The following is a 16777-nucleotide window of genomic DNA, read 5'->3' on the forward strand; positions in this document are numbered from 1 at the left end:
TAGCTCCAATAAATTGAGATTAGATATAAGTTTCATTAAATAAATTTAACTTCTTTAACCAAGCTGTTTTTCGTTCTAAAAAGAAGATATCAATGAATAAAAAGAAAATTCCGAAAGCCAAAAACCACTGAAATTGGTCTTTAAAGTCTGCGATCTGTTTAGATTCAAACTCTTGCTTATCCATTTTATTTAACTCTTCTTTTATCATATTTACAACCTCTGCAGTATTACTACCATTAATGTAAACACCATTAGCCTCTGCTGCAATGTCTTTTAACGTGGTTTCGTTTAATCTAGTAATTACCGTTTCTCCTTGGTTGTCTTTTTTATAATTTAAAACAACACCATTTCTTTTTATAGGAATTGGACCACCTTTAACATCACCAACACCAACAGTAAATATTCTTATGCCTTGTTCTGCTGCTTCCTCAGCAATTTCTAAAGCCTCTCCATCATGATCTTCTCCATCAGAGATAATAATTAAAACACGATTAGATTGCTCTTCGTTATCGTAATATGTTTTTGAAAGTTGAATTGCTTCGCTAATTGCTGTTCCTTGAGAAGACAACATATCAGTATTCATGTTTTGTAAAAACATTTTTGCCGAAGCATAATCTGTAGTAATAGGTAATTGCGGAAATGCTTTACCTGCATAAGCAATAATACCAACACGATCACTAACCAAACTATTAATGATTTGTGTTACTAATTGTTGTGATTTTTGCAATCTGTTTGGCGCAATATCTTCTGCCAACATACTTTTAGATACATCTATAGCAAATACAATATCTACACCTTCACTACGAACTGTTTCTAGTTTTGTTCCTATTTTAGGGTTTACCAATGCCAAAGACAAACACGCAAAAGCCAAACAAAGCACTACGACTTTTAAAATACTTTTAAATAATGATTGATTAGGACTCAGACGTTTTAACAACGCAGAATCTGCAAATTTTTTCTGTGCAGAACGCCTCCATATCTGAAGGAATATAAACAACAGAATGATTACTGGAATTACCAGTAACGTCCAAAACCATATTTTTTCATCGAGTTTAAACAAAGCTTCTAAATTTTGTGTGTCGCAATAATACTTCTATCAACAATAATAGTCCTGCAAACAAAACTAATGGTCTATATTTCTCAGCGTAGTTGTAGTATTTTTTTTCTTCAACTTCGGTTTTTTCAAGCTTATTGATTTCGTTATAAATTTCGGCTAACTTATCATTATTGGTCGCTCTAAAATATTTGCCACCAGTTTCTGCTGCGATTTCTTTTAATAATACTTCATCAATTTCTACTTGACTACGACCATATCTAAATGTTCCATTAGAATTAATACCAATTGGTGATAATGCCATTCCGTTTGTACCTAATCCAATAGCATATACTTTAATACCGTATTCAACAGCCAATTCACTGGCGATTTTTGGATCTATAAAACCAGAATTATTGACACCATCTGTAAGTAAAATAATTACTTTACTCTTGGCTCTACTGTCTTTTAATCGGTTTACAGAAGTTGCTAACCCCATACCAATTGCTGTTCCGCTTTCGATAATAGTATTATAATTAATATCTCTTAATGCTCTTTTTACAATAGATTTATCACTAGTAATAGGTGTTTTAGTATAGGCTTCTCCAGCATATTCTACTAAACCTATTCTGTCGTTTGGACGACCATCTATAAAATCTGCTGCGACTTCCTTTAAGGCATCTAATCGGTTAGGTCGTAAATCTTTTGCCAACATACTTGCAGAAACATCAATTGCCATAACAATATCAATTCCGCTAGTGGTTTTTGTTTTCGTAGAAACATCTACAGTTCTTGGTCTTGCTAGTGCTGTAATTAAACATGCTAAAGCAATTAAACGCAATGCAAAAAGTACATGTTTAAATTTTGACCAAAATGAAGACATCCCTTTAAAACCCTGTATGCTAGACATTTTTAGCGCTGCCGTTTGCTTACTATGCTTAAGAATGTACCAAACTATTGCTATTGGCAAAAGCAATAATAACCAGAAAAATTCTTTATTTAAAAATTGTATGTTTTCGAGCATCATCATTCTTTCTCTTCTTCTACCTGTTCAGAATTAAGTTCTATGGAGTCTACAATACGTTCAATGATATCATCTATATAATTGTCATCAGTCCTCCAACTTAAAATTATTTGTTGTCTAACGCTTTCTGATCTAAAAAGAAACAGGTTGTATTTTGCTGGCACCATATGATCATCACTCAGAGCCAAGTTCATTGTACCGTACGTTTTAACTCCTTCAGCACCATTTGGTGTGGTGAACTTTTCTCGTTTAACTATAATATCTTTTGCGCCTTGTGCTTCTAATTGTTTTAAATAAGTTTCAGATGTTTTTTGTAAATCTTGCGATTTTTCATCATCAGTCAATTCTTTTGGTTGACCTTGCGCATCGGTAATTTTGAAAGCTGTAGTGCTGACTTGAACATCTAATCCAGATTTTTCCGATAAATACCTAAATAAGGCTGTACTAATTTTATCTTTATATTCTTCAGGAACCTCAACGTCTTCACGTTTTAAAACCTCTGGTGTTTCAATAAAAATTGGTGGAAATCCGTAAGCACTTTCTACCCAATTACCTTCTAACAGTTCTTTACTTTCTTGACCAATAATAGTATCCTTTACATAACCAAAACCATATTTTAGTCCAAAACCAATAAAAGTAGCAATAACAAGGAATAACGAAATACCAACAGTTATCCAGATTTTTCTACGTTTCTTTTTAAGTTCTTGGTCTTCTTTATATTTCTGATCTAATAACTTCTCTTCTTCCGATGGTTCTGGCAAACTCACCTTAACATGATCTATGGCTTTATCTATCGTAGATTTGTCCATTTCGGCAAGTGCTTTGTCTGGTGCAGACTTCGCAAACTTTACTAAATCGGCACGCTGTAAAATAGATTCAATATGTAAAATAGTTTCTTTAGACAACGGAATTTGGTTGCCATCCTTTAATAAATTTAATCTCGTAATAAGCTCTGATGTGGTACTTTCTAAAGCACGATCGTAAACTTTTTCATCTAAATATTTTCTGATGATAAAGGTTAATTCCGAGTAATATTCTTTGACTTCTGAGCGCAACAAAAACTGACTCTCATCTAATTTCTGTAAGGCTAACTTTGCACGATCGTAAGGTGGTAATAAGGCAATTTCTTCCGCTTCTGTTAATGGTTTTTTTCTCCATATAAACCAGTATAGTAAAAATGCGATTGCAGCAATTATAAGCACCACTATTAAAACCCATTTCCACCAATCGCTTCCACTCTCTTCAACTTCTATGATGGGTTTAATATCGTATAATTTCTGTTTGGTCGTATCAACCACAATGGTATTTACGTCAACTTTTAAAGAATCGGTAAAAAATGGTTGATCTCCTATAATAATTTTTTGTCTTGGAATGGTATAAACTCCCGAATCGAATTGTGTTAGCTTATAGATTCTTGATAAGAGAAACTTAGCTTCGCGTTTGGTAGTATCGATCTTTAATGCTTCAACATTTTCTAAAGGCATAAAGGTTTGACCTTCTGGAAATACAACCAATGCTAGTGAATCTGCTTCAACTTTAATTTTATAATTAATTTGCTCGCCGACTCTAATTTTAGTAGTGTCAATTTCTGTTGAAACTTGAGCAAATGAAAATAAAGAACCTAGAAAAAAGAACACAAAAAATAGACCGAAAACGGAAGACCGAAGACGGAAGATCGATGCGATCTCATTTTTAGTTAATATGCCGAATATATAATTTAAACTTTTCACTTTACGTTTCTTACTTTACACTTTTTACTTCCTAGTCTTTATCCTCTTCTCTTAAAATAACCTAACAGTTTTTTCACGTAACTTTCATCGACACGAATATCAATAACACCTGCTCCAGATTTTGTAAAGCTATCTTTAAAGTAGTTCACTTTTTCGTTATAAAACTTGCTATAATTTTGTCTTACACTTTTTGAAGCGGTATTAACAAGCATTGACTCTCCTGTTTCTTCATCTTCCATTTGCACCATTCCAATATTTGGAATTTCGGCTTCGTGTCTATCATAAATCCTAATTCCAGTAATATCGTGTCTATTCGCTGCAATTTTAAGATTCTGTTTATAATCGTCTGCAATAAAATCTGACAACACAAAAACAATGGCTGTCTTTTTCATAACACGAGACAAAAACTTAAATGCTTCTGCTGCATTTGTCTGTTTACTTTTAGGCTCAAATTCTATAAGTTCTCTAATAATCCTAAGTACATGAGAACGCCCTTTTTTAGGTGGTATATAAAGTTCTACATCTCCAGAGAATAAAATAAGGCCTATTTTATCATTATTTTGAGTGGCAGAAAACGCTAATGTTGCTGCAATCTCAGTAACAATTTCATTTTTAAATTGATTTTTTGTTCCAAACAACGCACTACCAGAAACATCTGCCATTAACATCATAGTAAGTTCCCGTTCTTCTTCAAAAACTTTAATGTGTGGCTCATTAGTTCTTGCCGTAACATTCCAATCTATGTTTCTAACATCATCTCCAAATTGGTATTGACGCACTTCAGAAAACGTCATACCACGACCTTTAAAGGTAGAATGATATTCACCTCCAAATATATGATCAGACAAACGACGTGTCTTAATCTCTATTTTTCGTACTTTTTTAAGTAATTCCTTAGTATCCATTTTTTCAGTTTGCAGTGTGCAGTCTTCAGTAAGCCTTTAATTAAAATCAAGATTCAAATCGTATAACACCAACTAAATATTGATTTTATGACCACTATCTATGGTACTTCGATTTCGTTAACGATTTTATTAATAATATCTTCAGAAGTTACATTCTCTGCTTCGGCTTCGTAAGTAATACCAATTCTGTGACGTAATACATCGTGTACAACTGCACGTACATCTTCTGGGATTACATAACCTCTTCGTTTTATAAAAGCGTAACATTTAGCAGCTGTTGCTAAGTTGATACTTCCACGAGGAGAAGCTCCAAAAGAAATTAAAGGTTTTAAATCTCCTAATCTATATTTTTCAGGGTAACGTGTTGCAAAAATAATATCGAGAATATATTTTTCGATTTTTTCATCCATGTAAACCTCTCTAACGGCATTTTGTGCACTTAAAATTTGAGCGATTGTCACTACAGGATTTACTTTATCGTAAGTTCCTCTTAAGTTGGCTCTTACTATTTGTTGCTCGTCTTCAATATTAGGATAATCAATTACTGTTTTTAGCATAAATCTATCGACTTGTGCTTCTGGTAAAGAATATGTTCCTTCTTGCTCAACCGGATTCATAGTTGCCATTACTAAGAATGGTTTTTCTAAAATAAAAGTTTCGTCTCCAATAGTAACTTGTTTTTCTTGCATTGCTTCAAGTAATGCAGATTGCACTTTAGCTGGTGCTCTGTTAATCTCATCTGCTAAAACAAAATTGGCGAAAATTGGCCCTTTTTTAATAGTAAAGTCATTCTCTTTCATATTAAAGATTAATGTACCTACAACATCTGCTGGCAATAAATCTGGCGTAAACTGAATTCTACTAAAACTAGCATCAATGGCTTTAGACAGTGTATTAATCGCTAATGTTTTTGCTAAACCAGGAACACCTTCTAATAAAATATGACCTTGACCTAATAAACCGATGAGCAAACGCTCTATCATATGTTTTTGTCCAACAATAACCTTATTCATTTCAAAGGTTAATAAGTCTACAAATGCACTTTCTCTTTCTATCTTTTCGTTAATTGATTTGATATCAACTGTACTCGTTTCTTCCATTATTTAAGGCTTTAAAAACAAAACTATTTTTTATATTCTTTCTTCTAATAAACTAATTTAAAACAAGAAATGATTTAGTATCTTTTAGAAGGTGCAAAGTGTTAAAATTTTTTCTTAGTTGCTGTTAACAATTGGTTAAAAAAAAAGAGTAATGCCTAAGCATTACTCTTTTTTATCAGTATTAATCATGGATTAGGATAATTAATATTTAGTTTGTCTTAATTCTGTATAAATTTTAGGGTTTAAAACCATCATATTTTCGTCTTCGTTGAAGCTAACAGATTCGTCAATATCGATCTCTATTGTAAAATCATAAAAACGATTTGCTAATAATTCTGACTGCACTAAGTTAGAAGGTGTTGCGTTACCAGATTCAGTAATATCTAAACTATATAGTATATTATTCATATCCATAAAGTTATTATCTCCAAGTACTAGTCTAATTTCATAAATACTAGTTGAGTTAACTTCAAAATCATCTACTAAAAGTAACTCTGAATCCTGAACAAAATCTGATGCTTTTTGAGCTCCATCATTAATTGTATTTAAAGTTATCCAAGCATCTGCAGCATTAGCATTTTCTTTAACTCTTAATTGTACAGATTCAACTTCAATATAAACTTTATCAAGAGTACCTACTGTACTTTTCAATTTTACTGATACACCAGAAAACTCTGACTCAGTATTTATATCATCTTTAGAACAGCTAGAAAAGCATACTAAGATGATAAGCGTAAAAATAACAGATTTTATAGTTTGTAATGATTTCATAATTTGGGGGCTTTAATTATTACAGGTCAATGATACTGTAATCCTTAGGTTTTGAGTATTTTTATACATGAATTGCACAAAAACCTATATAAACTGAAAAAAAAGTGAAATATTCTCGATTAATAGCAGGCACCATGACTTGGGGAAGTTGGGGAAAACAGCTCTCGAAAACCGAAATGGCAGATTTAATGAACTTCTGCGTACAAAACCAAATTACCACTTTTGATCATGCCGATATTTATGGATCTTATACAACTGAAGCTCAATTTGGTAAAGCACTTACCTATTCTGGATTGCAACGTGAAGACATTCAACTAATTTCTAAATGTGGCATTCAAGACTTTAGTGACAACCGAAATAATACCGTTAAACATTATAATTATAGTAAAGACTATATTATTTGGTCTGCTGAAGAATCTTTAAAACATCTTGAAACCGAGTATTTAGATCTATTGTTATTACATAGACCCAGTCCTTTAATGGTTGCCGAAGATATTGCCGAAGCGATTACCACCTTAAAGAAAGACGGAAAGATTAGAGATTTTGGTGTGTCTAATTTTACACCATCGCAAATGGACATGATTGGTTTACGTATGGATATTGATGTGAATCAGATTGAATTTTCGCTTACCCAACATTCTGCCATGCACAATGGCACGTTAGATTATATAACAACCAATGGCATAAAACCAATGGCTTGGTCTCCTTTAGGTGCTGTATTCAAAGACGACAATGAACAAACCAGACGTATACACAAACAACTTGGTGCCTTAAAAGCTAAATACAATGCTACTGAAGATCAGTTAATATTGGCTTGGATAATGAAACATCCATCTCATATTCACCCTGTAACTGGTACTACAACTAAAGAGCGATTAAAATTGGCTATTGAAGCTACAAAAATAGACTTAGAACTAGAAGACTGGTTTTTAATTTTGGAAGCTGCTCAAGGACATTCAGTTCCTTAAAAAGGACATATTATTATTTAACTTTTTGGAAATGAAAAACTTTTTAAATTTTTAAAACAACATGAATAAGAGAAAAGTAGCCTTAATTACAGGTGCAACAAGTGGTATTGGCAGAGCAACTGCTCACGAATTTGCCAAACACGGCATAAATTTAGTATTGTGTGGCCGCAGACAAGAGCGATTAGACAGTGTGCAAAAAGCGTTATCCAAACAAACTATAGTACATACCTTAAATTTTGATGTGCGAGATAGAGAACAGACATTTAATGCTATTGCATCTTTACCAAAAGAGTTTCAACACATTGATATCTTAATTAATAATGCAGGAAATGCACATGGCTTAGACCCAATACAAACGGGGAATTTAGACGATTGGGATGCCATGATGGATATTAATGTAAAAGGCCTACTTTATGTAAGCAAAGCAATTATACCTGGAATGACGGAACGTAAATCTGGACATATTATTAATATTGGATCGTCTGCAGGAAAAGAAGTGTACCCAAACGGCAATGTGTATTGCGGAAGTAAACACGCTGTTTTAGCAATTACTGAAGGCATGCGAATAGATTTAAATCCCTTTGGAATTAAAGTTGGTGCTGTTAATCCTGGTTTGGTAGAAACTGAGTTTTCTAAAGTAAGATTTAAAGGAGATGCTGCAGCAGATCATGTATATAAAGGCTACAAAGCATTGCAACCAGAAGATGTTGCAGATGTTATTTACTTTGCCGTATCACGACCTGCACATGTGAATATTGCAGATGTTTTGATGTTTTGCACAGCACAAGCGAGCTCTACGATTGTGAAAAAAAATTAATAATATGAATGTAACATATCTTTTAGGTGCTGGAGCAAGTTTTGAAGCACTACCGATAGTAAACAAAATTCCTGGACGCTTAGAAGTTTTTGCTAGTCAATTCAAACTTTCATCTTTAAACTATCTTTTACTACATAAACAAAAATCTAACATAGCTGAAAAATATTTACTTAATATTAATTCCCCAAAAATTCAAGAAGAGAAATTTAATACTATTAAACAATTTCATGGAGATATTTTATGGCTAAAAAACGAATCTGAAAAACATACTAGTATTGATACTTTCGCCAAAAAACTTTATTTACAAGGAGGTAATGATTTAAAAAAACTAAAATATATCCTTTCCTGCTTTTTTCTATATGAACAAACTTTAAATTTCGACAAACGATATGATTCTTTCTTTGCATCTATTTTAGATGATTTATCAAAAATACCTAATGAACTTAAGGTAATTTCTTGGAATTACGACTCACAACTTGAAATAGCATTCAATAACTTCGCTAATTCCAATATTAAAAATACTAGAAAAACATTAAATATATTTTCTAAAGGAAATAAAAATGAAACAAATAAAAGAAATAATGAATTTAGTATTTTTAAAGTAAATGGAACAACTAATGTAACTGATAAAGACAATGAAGTTTATGATTTAATTCTTGATTTTGATATTAAGGAAGAAAATCTGATAACAAGTTTCCTTGAATTATATGAAAGTAAAATTCTATTTGACAATCATAAGCCAAATATGTCATTTGCTTGGGAAAATTTTAATAGTAATTCTAACTTTTATAATGATTTAGCTAATTCTGCAAAAAACACTGATGTATTGATTGTGATCGGGTATTCGTTTCCTTTTTTCAATAGAAAAATTGATAAATTCATCCTTGATTCTATGCCAAAACTCAAAAAAATTTATGTTCAAGACCCAAATAACGCAGATGATATTATTGAAAAAATTAAAGGTTTAAAGCCCTGGCAAACAACTCAAATAACTATAAAGTCGCCACCAGGACTCAAAGCAACTACTAAGGATATTATTGAGTTTATTCCCAAAACTTTTACAGATCAATTTTATATACCAATAGAATTCTAAATTAATAAATAAGATTCCTGCCTTCGCAGGAAGTTGTATGATCAACAAAAGACTACTCATAAAGCATTTACTTGCTCACAACGATGAGAACAGTTTCTATGACAAAAAACGAAAGATTAATATAAGTCTAAAAGAAGGGAAAGGAAAGTTTTTAAAACATGTTTGCGCACTCTCTAATAGCAATCCAAAAAACAATTCATATATCGTTATTGGTGTTGAGGACGAGGACAACAAAATTATTGGTGTCGACTTTTTTGACGATAGCAAAATTCAAAATCTAATTAATGCTTACCTCAGCAATCCACCAATTGTACATTACGAAAACATTCCATTTCCGCATTTACCAGATAATAAAGTAGTAGGTTTAGTTACTATTAGACCCATTAATGGGCTTACTTCTCTTAAAAAGAACATTTGGAAATATTATGGTGGATCGGTCTTTTTTAGAGATGGTAGCATAAGCATGCCTAAAGTTTTTGACATTGAGATTAAAGATGTGAATTCAAAAATTGTTGCTGCTATAGAGAATCATGCACAAAACAATATTGAACTCACACTCGATGGGGTTTTTGATTTTATGAATAAACGCCAAGACTTTAATCCGCAATACAAAGTTTTTAAAGAGTACTTTGTATTATGCTGGTCTGGAGCTAAAAAAGAAGTCAAAGAAGAAACCTTCTTTTCAAGAGTAGATATCGAATTAATTAACGAACAGGTTCGCTTGTTTTATTCGGCTTTAGATGACGTTGCTATTTCTTATACAGAAAACGCCTTTAAGATTATAGAATACGTAAGGCTTGGGCTATACAAATCTTATAAGTACTATAAGCTTGAAGAAAAAATAATTAGTTTTAATGACAATGCTAACTACACCATTGAAGCTAATCTTATTTTTGAACCGCCACAATTTGACAAAAAAGTATTACATCATATTTACAATACAAACAATGCAATTATAGAAAAGCTTAAAAATAAGCGAGAATTATCTCAAAATGAAAATGAGGATTTAAGGAATTTAGCAGCTAGTTATTTAATTTGCTACCTCAACGGATTTGACGAGGCTTTACCTAAACTTGAATTTGCAAAACCATATATAAAAAATCACAGTCCAAACCTCTACAATTCCTATAAAGAAACTATTCGAGTTTTGAGGAAAGTAAAATATAATTAAAACGACTCATTAAACAATCCATTAACCTAAACACACAATATTAAACACTAACTATCAACAGATTAATACCTTTAAAATTAAAACGCTAATTATAATTTTAAATCTGAAAGAAAATTAATTCGTCGTAAATAAGTGATTTTTCATCTGCTTTTTTTGCGCCTTATCGGAACAGTGACAAAAATATTACTGATTACACATTTTTATTGACCATTTATCAAAAAAATTGCTGACCATTATAAATATTGTTCATATTTGTAGTGCTATTAATCAAATACTTAACCTTGTTTCTCTAAGCCTAAAAGCTCGAATTGAAACAAGGTTTTTTTTATGACCCTCATTAAACACTAAAAACACTCCTTAGTATTCATTTCTAATTCGTACTTAAATGAAATCTAAGTTTTTATGTTGGCTAGGAATAATACCTTTAGAAGAAACACCCATCCATTGTGAAAGAATTGTTGCATATATAGATCTAAAATCTACACTATATCTTAAATCTCCATTAGCATCCAAATCACTTAGACTAGCGAGATCATTATAAAAACCGGCTTTCTTTAAATTTTTACCAATCACAAAGACATTGCTTGCTGCTCCATGGTCCGTACCATTGGCTGCATTCTGTTTTACACGTCTTCCAAATTCTGAAAAGGTTAATATCAACGTATTTTCAAAAGTATCGTTTCGTTTTAAATCTTTTACAAATGCCGAAACACTTTCTGCATATTGTGATAATAATCGGGCTTGTGTGTTCTCTTGATTTGCGTGTGTATCAAATCCGCCTAAAGAAGTATAAAACACTTTTGTATCTAAATCCGAATTAATAAATTGAGCTACATTTTTAAGTTGTTTAGCAAAACTATTTTGAGGATAAGCCTCTTGAGATGGTTTTACCTTGGTGTTTTCAAAAATATAGTTAGCAGAAGATTTTGCCTCAATCATCGTTTGGTATAGGTAGCCCAAATTATGTTCGCTTAGATGTGCATCGTTATAATGGTTAATAACACTTTGAAAATACGGATCTTTTGCTGCGTTATACAGCACCTTATAATCATTAGTAGCAATGCCGTTAAAATGTTCGCCTTTCATAGCCAAACTAAGCTGTTCATCCATTTCCATGGCATTGTATGGCTTTTCGCCATGTTGATCTAAATAACGACCCAACCAACCACTTTGCAAATACTCATCAGCCCCACTTGCTGTTTGCCAAATATCCATAGATCTAAAATGTGATCGTACAGGATTTGGATAACCTACGTTATTGATAATAGATAACTCTCCGTTATCAAACAATGATCGCAACGGACTTAAGCCAGGATGTAACCCTAAATCATCATTCAATTTTAGAATGTCTTTTTTAATAGCAAGTCGAGGTCTTGCATTATAATACAAATCATTATTATGCGGAATAACAGTGTTTAAACCATCATTACCACCTGCTAATTGAACAATCACTAAACGTTTGTAACCGAACTGTTTTGTTGCTACAGATTCAAATGCCTTTACAAAATTAGGCACAAAAAATAAGCTACTCGCTAAAGCTGAATTCTTAATAAATTTACGTCTATCCATAATTTTACGATTAACACATTTGATATTCTGGTAAGGACATTAGCTGAACACAATACTCTTGCTTCGATGATTTACTAAGCGTTTTTAAATAACCTGAAGTTCCTTTATTTAGGTTGCCTTGAATAACATAATCTTGAAGATTCTTAGTTTCAACAAGTTCATAATTCTTTAAAAATGCATTCCAATCCGGAATGGTTTTAAAAGGTAATTTCCCTTTGTTCTTTTTGAAAAATTTTTTCCTAAATTCATCATTTTCATCTAAAGCAATAACCGCATTATTCAGTAGCACTGAAGGCAGTTTTAAACGTACCATAATGGTATTAGCGTCTATCCATGCTTTATTACCTTTCCAACCAGCCACATTTGGTGGATCTAACAAGATTTGCCCTAATACTTTTTGAATTTTAAGTAAGTCCTTTTCTTTTTCAAATGTAACAGGAACTGTATTTGCCATACCTACCATATATTCTATAGGCGACTTTATTTTTGAACCCATATTTGCGTCGTCATAAAACCAATCTGAAAGGAATACAAAACGCATTAGACGTTCTATATTGTAATCTTTATAAAACACCTCAGTCATAGCTTCAATATGCTTTCTATTTGGTGCTGGATTCACAAAATAACGATAGATTTTATCGGAAATAAAACGTGCACATTTTTTATCTTCTAGTATAATATCAATTATGTCATCTCCATCATATTTTCCTATTCTGTTAAAAAAGACTTTAGTCCCATTATCATGTTTAGATTCTGTGAATAAAAATTCTCCTTCAAAATTATAAGTATAACCTGTAAAAGCTCTTGCACTTTCTTTGATATCTTTTTCGGAATATTGGCCTTCTCCTAGAGTAAACAACTCCATTAATTCGCGCGCAAAATTCTCATTTGGTCTTTTCTTTCTGTTTTTATTGCCGTTTAAATACCTGAGCATAGCTGCTTCTTTAGAAATAGCCTTAACGAAGTCTCTAAAATTACCTAATGCAAAATCTCTAAGGGTATTATTATATTGCTCAGCGTATAATGGACTTCTATCACGACACACAAAATGATTCGCCCAAAACAACGTCATACGTTCTCTTAGTAATTCGTTTGGATTAATTAATCGTTTAATCCAAGCATAATTAAGTTCTAAAATTTTCTTATTTCCTTTCTTCCTGATTTCCTTTGCTAATTCCGGGAAATTTTTAAGATCTATTTGCGTGATTCCATCTAAATAAGATAAATCGATATGTAATGGTGAAACATATTTTGACGCTGCAAAGATGTCCTTAACTACCTGCTTCTTATTTTTAGACATAGATTTAAGCCTGTCAGGATTAATCCCGAAACCTGCTCGCCAATATAAATGTTGAAGTTCTTGCTGCGTCATATTATTAAGACCTATACTTTTTAGAAACGTTTAATTGAGACTTCCTTTAAAAAGAAAACCCTTTCTAATAGAAACGGTTTTTATGTCTAATTATTTTCAAAAACAAACTATATAATTGAAAATCAACAAGTATAATACTATTTATTTTTTTATCAATCTACAAAACGAGATATCAAATCACGACTTCCAATTGTAAAAACGAGACCTAAACCTATAGTACTATATTTTCCTTTCTTAAAGAAATTATCCAATTCAGCTGGTACAACAATTTCGGTTTTACTCTCGTTGTAACCATAATCTAGGTATACCATAAAATGCTTCGACAATTCATAATTGAGATATAATCCATAGCGATTTAACTTTGCAGAATCATTCTGCTCAGAAATATCAGACGTACTAAAACCCGTGTTTTTATAATCTAAATCACTATCAATAGAAATATTAAGTCCTAATCTTAATTTATCTGTTGGAAAAAACTCATATCCTATGTAAACATAATTTTCTGCAATCCTAGATTTCTTGTACGCGCCTAAAAGTTCCTGATTTTTGACATTGAAATAACTAGCACCTGTTGAAAGTCCTATAAAAAAATGTTTGTAGATATACATCTGCACTTTAAAATCAATTCCAGATTTACCTTCTAAACCTTCTCCCATAAAATTATCTCCACTCGTGAAAGGTTTATGTCCACCAATCATAATTGCAAAAAATCGCTGACGTTCTTTTGAATCAAAAAAAGTACTTTTAGAATTGGTTTCAGACTCGCTATTAGAAGAGGTTTCTTGTGCAAAACCAATAAGACAAAAGAAATATATACCAATGAGCCAAACGGCCTTAATAAGTGAACGTAAAGTCATAGTTGTCTTCATTTATTGTAATAAACTCTGTTATTTCTGGCTCGTCATTTATAGCATATGTAAACTCTACAACGCCACCAAATGGGATACTTAATAACCATTCTATATCAGGATTACTATCATTAAGAAATTGACTTACCACTTGTTCTTGATAACACGAACTTTGAAACTCATTAAGTGTTGTCCCTTCATAATACTCTAAACAGAACCCTTCAATATATTTAAAAGTATACCTAAGCGTATTAGCTTCTCCACTTGTTCTTTCAATATGATAGTTAAAGGTGGCTAATTTTTTTAAGCTTACAGTTTCTAGATTAAACGTTAAATCTAAAGGTGTATACTCTAAAGTATTCGTTTTATAGACATAAGTACTATAATCTTCACCTCCATGAATTTCAATTGCAAAATCTTCGTCCTTATCATATAACGATGTAACAGAAAACTCACCTTCAGCATTACTATAACCTTCGCCTATAACATACTGATTTTCTCCTTCACTGTAATTACTTCTTTTAATTAGAACACTGATTTTTGCATCAGAAATAGGTGAATTATTTTCATCTATAATTGTGCCTTCAACTAAAATCCTGGTATTATCCTCAAGATGCACCTCACAACTTAAGGCCGTCATGAGAACGCACGTTGTTAATAAGAATTTAAATAGTAGTTTCATAAAAATAGATCGGTTTTAATAAAGATGCAATTTGTAAGAAAAGGTTGCGTATTACAATGTTAAAAAAACAAAGCCACATCTTTCGATATGGCTTTTATAATTTTTAAAAACTTAACTTCAGTTTAAAGATCAAACTTAATGCCTTGCGCTAATGGCAATTCATCCGAATAGTTAATTGTATTTGTTTGTCTTCTCATGTACACTTTCCAAGCATCAGATCCAGACTCACGTCCACCACCTGTTTCTTTTTCTCCACCAAAAGCACCACCAATTTCAGCACCAGAAGTTCCGATGTTTACATTAGCAATTCCACAATCTGAACCAGCATAAGATAAAAATTTCTCTGCCTCTTTTAATTCATTAGTCATAATTGCAGACGATAAACCTTGAGCCACACCATTTTGCTTAGAAATAGCATTTTCTACATCTCCAGAATATTTCATTAAGTATAAAATTGGAGCAAATGTTTCATGCTGAACAATTTTAAAATGGTTTTCTGCTTCGATGATTGCTGGTTTTACGTAGCAACCGCTTTCGTAACCTTCACCTTCTAAAACTCCACCTTCAACTAAAACGTTTCCACCTTCTGCTTTTGCTGTTTCAATCGCCGCTAAATACGTGTTTACAGAATCTTTATCAATTAATGGTCCAATATGATTTTTTTCATCTAAAGGATTTCCAATAGTTAATTGTCCATAAGCACCAACAATTGCATCTCTTACTTTATCGTAAACTGATTCGTGAATAATTAAACGACGTGTAGAAGTACAACGTTGTCCACAAGTTCCAACAGCACCAAATACAGCACCAGGAACTACCACTTTTAAATCTGCAGTTGGTGTAATAATAATGGCATTGTTACCACCCAACTCTAACAAAGATTTTCCAAAACGTTCAGCAACCTTTGCTCCAACGATTCTTCCCATTCTTGTAGATCCTGTAGCAGATACTAAAGGAATTCTATGATCTGTAGTCATCATTTCACCTACTTTGTAGTCTCCATTAATGATATTAGAAATCCCTTCTGGTAAATTATTATCTTTTAAAACTGCTGCAATTATATTTTGACAAGCAATAGAACATAAAGGTGCTTTTTCAGAACCTTTCCACACACAAACATCACCACAAATCCAAGCTAAAGCTGTATTCCAAGCCCAAACTGCGACAGGGAAATTAAATGCAGAGATAATTCCAACAACTCCAATTGGATGCCATTGCTCTCTCATTACGTGACCTGGACGTTCCGATGGAATGGTTTGACCGTTTAATTGTCTAGACAATCCAACTGAGAAATCACAGATATCAATCATCTCTTGAACCTCACCGTAACCTTCTTGCAAAGATTTACCCATTTCATAAGATACCAACTTCCCTAAAGGCTCTTTTAAGTCTCTTAATTTATTACCAAACTGACGTACAATTTCGCCACGTTGTGGTGCTGGCATATCTCTAAATGACAAGAATGCCTTAGTTGCCGCATCCATTACTCTATCGTAATCTGCTCTTGTCGTTGTTTTTACTTTCCCTATTAATTTTCCATCTACAGGCGAGTAAGATTCAATAATATCTCCATTAGAAAAATTATTTGAACCCGTAGAAGTTCCTTCATTTATATCCTTTACACCTAACTGGCTTAAAGCTTCTTTTATTCCGAAATCGGTAGCAATTGCTTCCATATTTACTTATTTTTTATG

At 32.2% G+C, this 16777-nt stretch carries 15 protein-coding genes; 4 read left to right on the plus strand and 11 right to left on the minus strand.

All coding sequences use genetic code 11. The annotated features are described in order from the left end of the window. Nucleotides 1-19: 19 nt before the first annotated feature. From HM981_RS04140 to HM981_RS04165, 6 genes are all read right to left on the minus strand, one after another. Nucleotides 20-1060, minus strand: a complete 1041-nt coding sequence (locus tag HM981_RS04140; protein ID WP_179337312.1) for a vWA domain-containing protein — start codon at nucleotides 1058-1060, stop codon at nucleotides 20-22. Then, complete coding sequence (locus HM981_RS04145; protein ID WP_179337680.1) at nucleotides 1053-2057, minus strand: vWA domain-containing protein; 1005 nt, start codon at nucleotides 2055-2057, stop codon at nucleotides 1053-1055. Before HM981_RS04145 ends, HM981_RS04140 begins: the two co-directional genes overlap by 8 nt. Before the next feature lie 2 nt (nucleotides 2058-2059). After that, complete coding sequence (locus HM981_RS04150; protein WP_317167159.1) at nucleotides 2060-3694, minus strand: hypothetical protein; 1635 nt, start codon at nucleotides 3692-3694, stop codon at nucleotides 2060-2062. A gap of 131 nt (nucleotides 3695-3825) precedes the next feature. After that, nucleotides 3826-4692 (minus strand): DUF58 domain-containing protein, encoded by an 867-nt coding sequence (locus HM981_RS04155; RefSeq protein WP_179337313.1) that lies wholly within the window; start codon nucleotides 4690-4692, stop codon nucleotides 3826-3828. Between the two features lie 98 nt (nucleotides 4693-4790). Next, complete coding sequence (locus HM981_RS04160) at nucleotides 4791-5792, minus strand: AAA family ATPase (RefSeq protein ID WP_179337314.1); 1002 nt, start codon at nucleotides 5790-5792, stop codon at nucleotides 4791-4793. A 201-nt stretch (nucleotides 5793-5993) separates the two neighbouring features. Then, entirely contained in the window at nucleotides 5994-6563 is a 570-nt protein-coding gene (locus tag HM981_RS04165) for a DUF4382 domain-containing protein (RefSeq protein ID WP_179337315.1), read from the minus strand. Nucleotides 6564-6667: 104 nt separating this feature from the next. Between HM981_RS04165 and HM981_RS04170 the strand changes: the two genes are divergently transcribed. From HM981_RS04170 to HM981_RS04185, 4 genes are all read left to right on the plus strand, one after another. Beyond that, complete coding sequence (locus HM981_RS04170; protein WP_317167160.1) at nucleotides 6668-7531, plus strand: aldo/keto reductase; 864 nt, start codon at nucleotides 6668-6670, stop codon at nucleotides 7529-7531. 61 nt (nucleotides 7532-7592) lie between these two features. After that, a complete protein-coding gene (locus HM981_RS04175) occupies nucleotides 7593-8348 on the plus strand; it encodes an SDR family NAD(P)-dependent oxidoreductase (protein ID WP_179337316.1) in 756 nt (251 codons plus the stop codon). Between the two features lie 4 nt (nucleotides 8349-8352). After that, nucleotides 8353-9441: a hypothetical protein gene (locus HM981_RS04180; protein ID WP_179337317.1), complete on the plus strand. Its 1089-nt coding sequence runs from the start codon at nucleotides 8353-8355 to the stop codon at nucleotides 9439-9441. A 37-nt stretch (nucleotides 9442-9478) separates the two neighbouring features. Continuing rightward, nucleotides 9479-10612, plus strand: a complete 1134-nt coding sequence (locus HM981_RS04185) for an ATP-binding protein (protein ID WP_179337318.1) — start codon at nucleotides 9479-9481, stop codon at nucleotides 10610-10612. 381 nt (nucleotides 10613-10993) lie between these two features. Here HM981_RS04185 and HM981_RS04190 read toward each other — a convergent pair whose 3' ends face one another. From HM981_RS04190 to amaB, 5 genes are all read right to left on the minus strand, one after another. Next, nucleotides 10994-12181: a DUF1501 domain-containing protein gene (locus HM981_RS04190; RefSeq protein WP_179337319.1), complete on the minus strand. Its 1188-nt coding sequence runs from the start codon at nucleotides 12179-12181 to the stop codon at nucleotides 10994-10996. A 10-nt stretch (nucleotides 12182-12191) separates the two neighbouring features. Continuing rightward, nucleotides 12192-13553, minus strand: coding sequence for a DUF1800 domain-containing protein (locus tag HM981_RS04195; protein WP_179337320.1), 1362 nt, complete (start codon nucleotides 13551-13553; stop codon nucleotides 12192-12194). A 152-nt stretch (nucleotides 13554-13705) separates the two neighbouring features. Further along, nucleotides 13706-14410, minus strand: coding sequence for an outer membrane beta-barrel protein (locus HM981_RS04200; RefSeq protein WP_179337321.1), 705 nt, complete (start codon nucleotides 14408-14410; stop codon nucleotides 13706-13708). Continuing rightward, nucleotides 14388-15083: a carboxypeptidase-like regulatory domain-containing protein gene (locus HM981_RS04205; RefSeq protein ID WP_179337322.1), complete on the minus strand. Its 696-nt coding sequence runs from the start codon at nucleotides 15081-15083 to the stop codon at nucleotides 14388-14390. The genes HM981_RS04200 and HM981_RS04205 overlap by 23 nt, the downstream gene beginning before the upstream one ends. A gap of 122 nt (nucleotides 15084-15205) precedes the next feature. Further along, the gene (gene amaB / locus HM981_RS04210; RefSeq protein WP_179337323.1) at nucleotides 15206-16759 is read right to left on the minus strand and encodes an L-piperidine-6-carboxylate dehydrogenase; all 1554 of its coding nucleotides are present in this window, start codon (nucleotides 16757-16759) and stop codon (nucleotides 15206-15208) included. Nucleotides 16760-16777 lie beyond the last annotated feature (18 nt).

Origin of the sequence: Winogradskyella ludwigii (assembly GCF_013403985.1) — a bacterium.
GTDB classification, from domain to species: Bacteria; Bacteroidota; Bacteroidia; order Flavobacteriales; family Flavobacteriaceae; genus Winogradskyella; species Winogradskyella ludwigii.

What these genes read in the sequence shown, in the direction of transcription:
- HM981_RS04180 (WP_179337317.1), top strand. Translation starts at nt 8,353, where the DNA reads ATGAATGTAACATATCTTTTAGGTGCTGGAGCAAGTTTTGAAGCACTA.
- HM981_RS04145 (WP_179337680.1), bottom strand. Translation starts at nt 2,057, where the DNA reads ATGCTCGAAAACATACAATTTTTAAATAAAGAATTTTTCTGGTTATTA.
- HM981_RS04185 (WP_179337318.1), top strand. Translation starts at nt 9,479, where the DNA reads ATGATCAACAAAAGACTACTCATAAAGCATTTACTTGCTCACAACGAT.
- HM981_RS04175 (WP_179337316.1), top strand. Translation starts at nt 7,593, where the DNA reads ATGAATAAGAGAAAAGTAGCCTTAATTACAGGTGCAACAAGTGGTATT.
- HM981_RS04160 (WP_179337314.1), bottom strand. Translation starts at nt 5,792, where the DNA reads ATGGAAGAAACGAGTACAGTTGATATCAAATCAATTAACGAAAAGATA.
- HM981_RS04155 (WP_179337313.1), bottom strand. Translation starts at nt 4,692, where the DNA reads ATGGATACTAAGGAATTACTTAAAAAAGTACGAAAAATAGAGATTAAG.
- HM981_RS04190 (WP_179337319.1), bottom strand. Translation starts at nt 12,181, where the DNA reads ATGGATAGACGTAAATTTATTAAGAATTCAGCTTTAGCGAGTAGCTTA.
- HM981_RS04195 (WP_179337320.1), bottom strand. Translation starts at nt 13,553, where the DNA reads ATGACGCAGCAAGAACTTCAACATTTATATTGGCGAGCAGGTTTCGGG.
- HM981_RS04165 (WP_179337315.1), bottom strand. Translation starts at nt 6,563, where the DNA reads ATGAAATCATTACAAACTATAAAATCTGTTATTTTTACGCTTATCATC.
- amaB (WP_179337323.1), bottom strand. Translation starts at nt 16,759, where the DNA reads ATGGAAGCAATTGCTACCGATTTCGGAATAAAAGAAGCTTTAAGCCAG.
- HM981_RS04205 (WP_179337322.1), bottom strand. Translation starts at nt 15,083, where the DNA reads ATGAAACTACTATTTAAATTCTTATTAACAACGTGCGTTCTCATGACG.
- HM981_RS04200 (WP_179337321.1), bottom strand. Translation starts at nt 14,410, where the DNA reads ATGACTTTACGTTCACTTATTAAGGCCGTTTGGCTCATTGGTATATAT.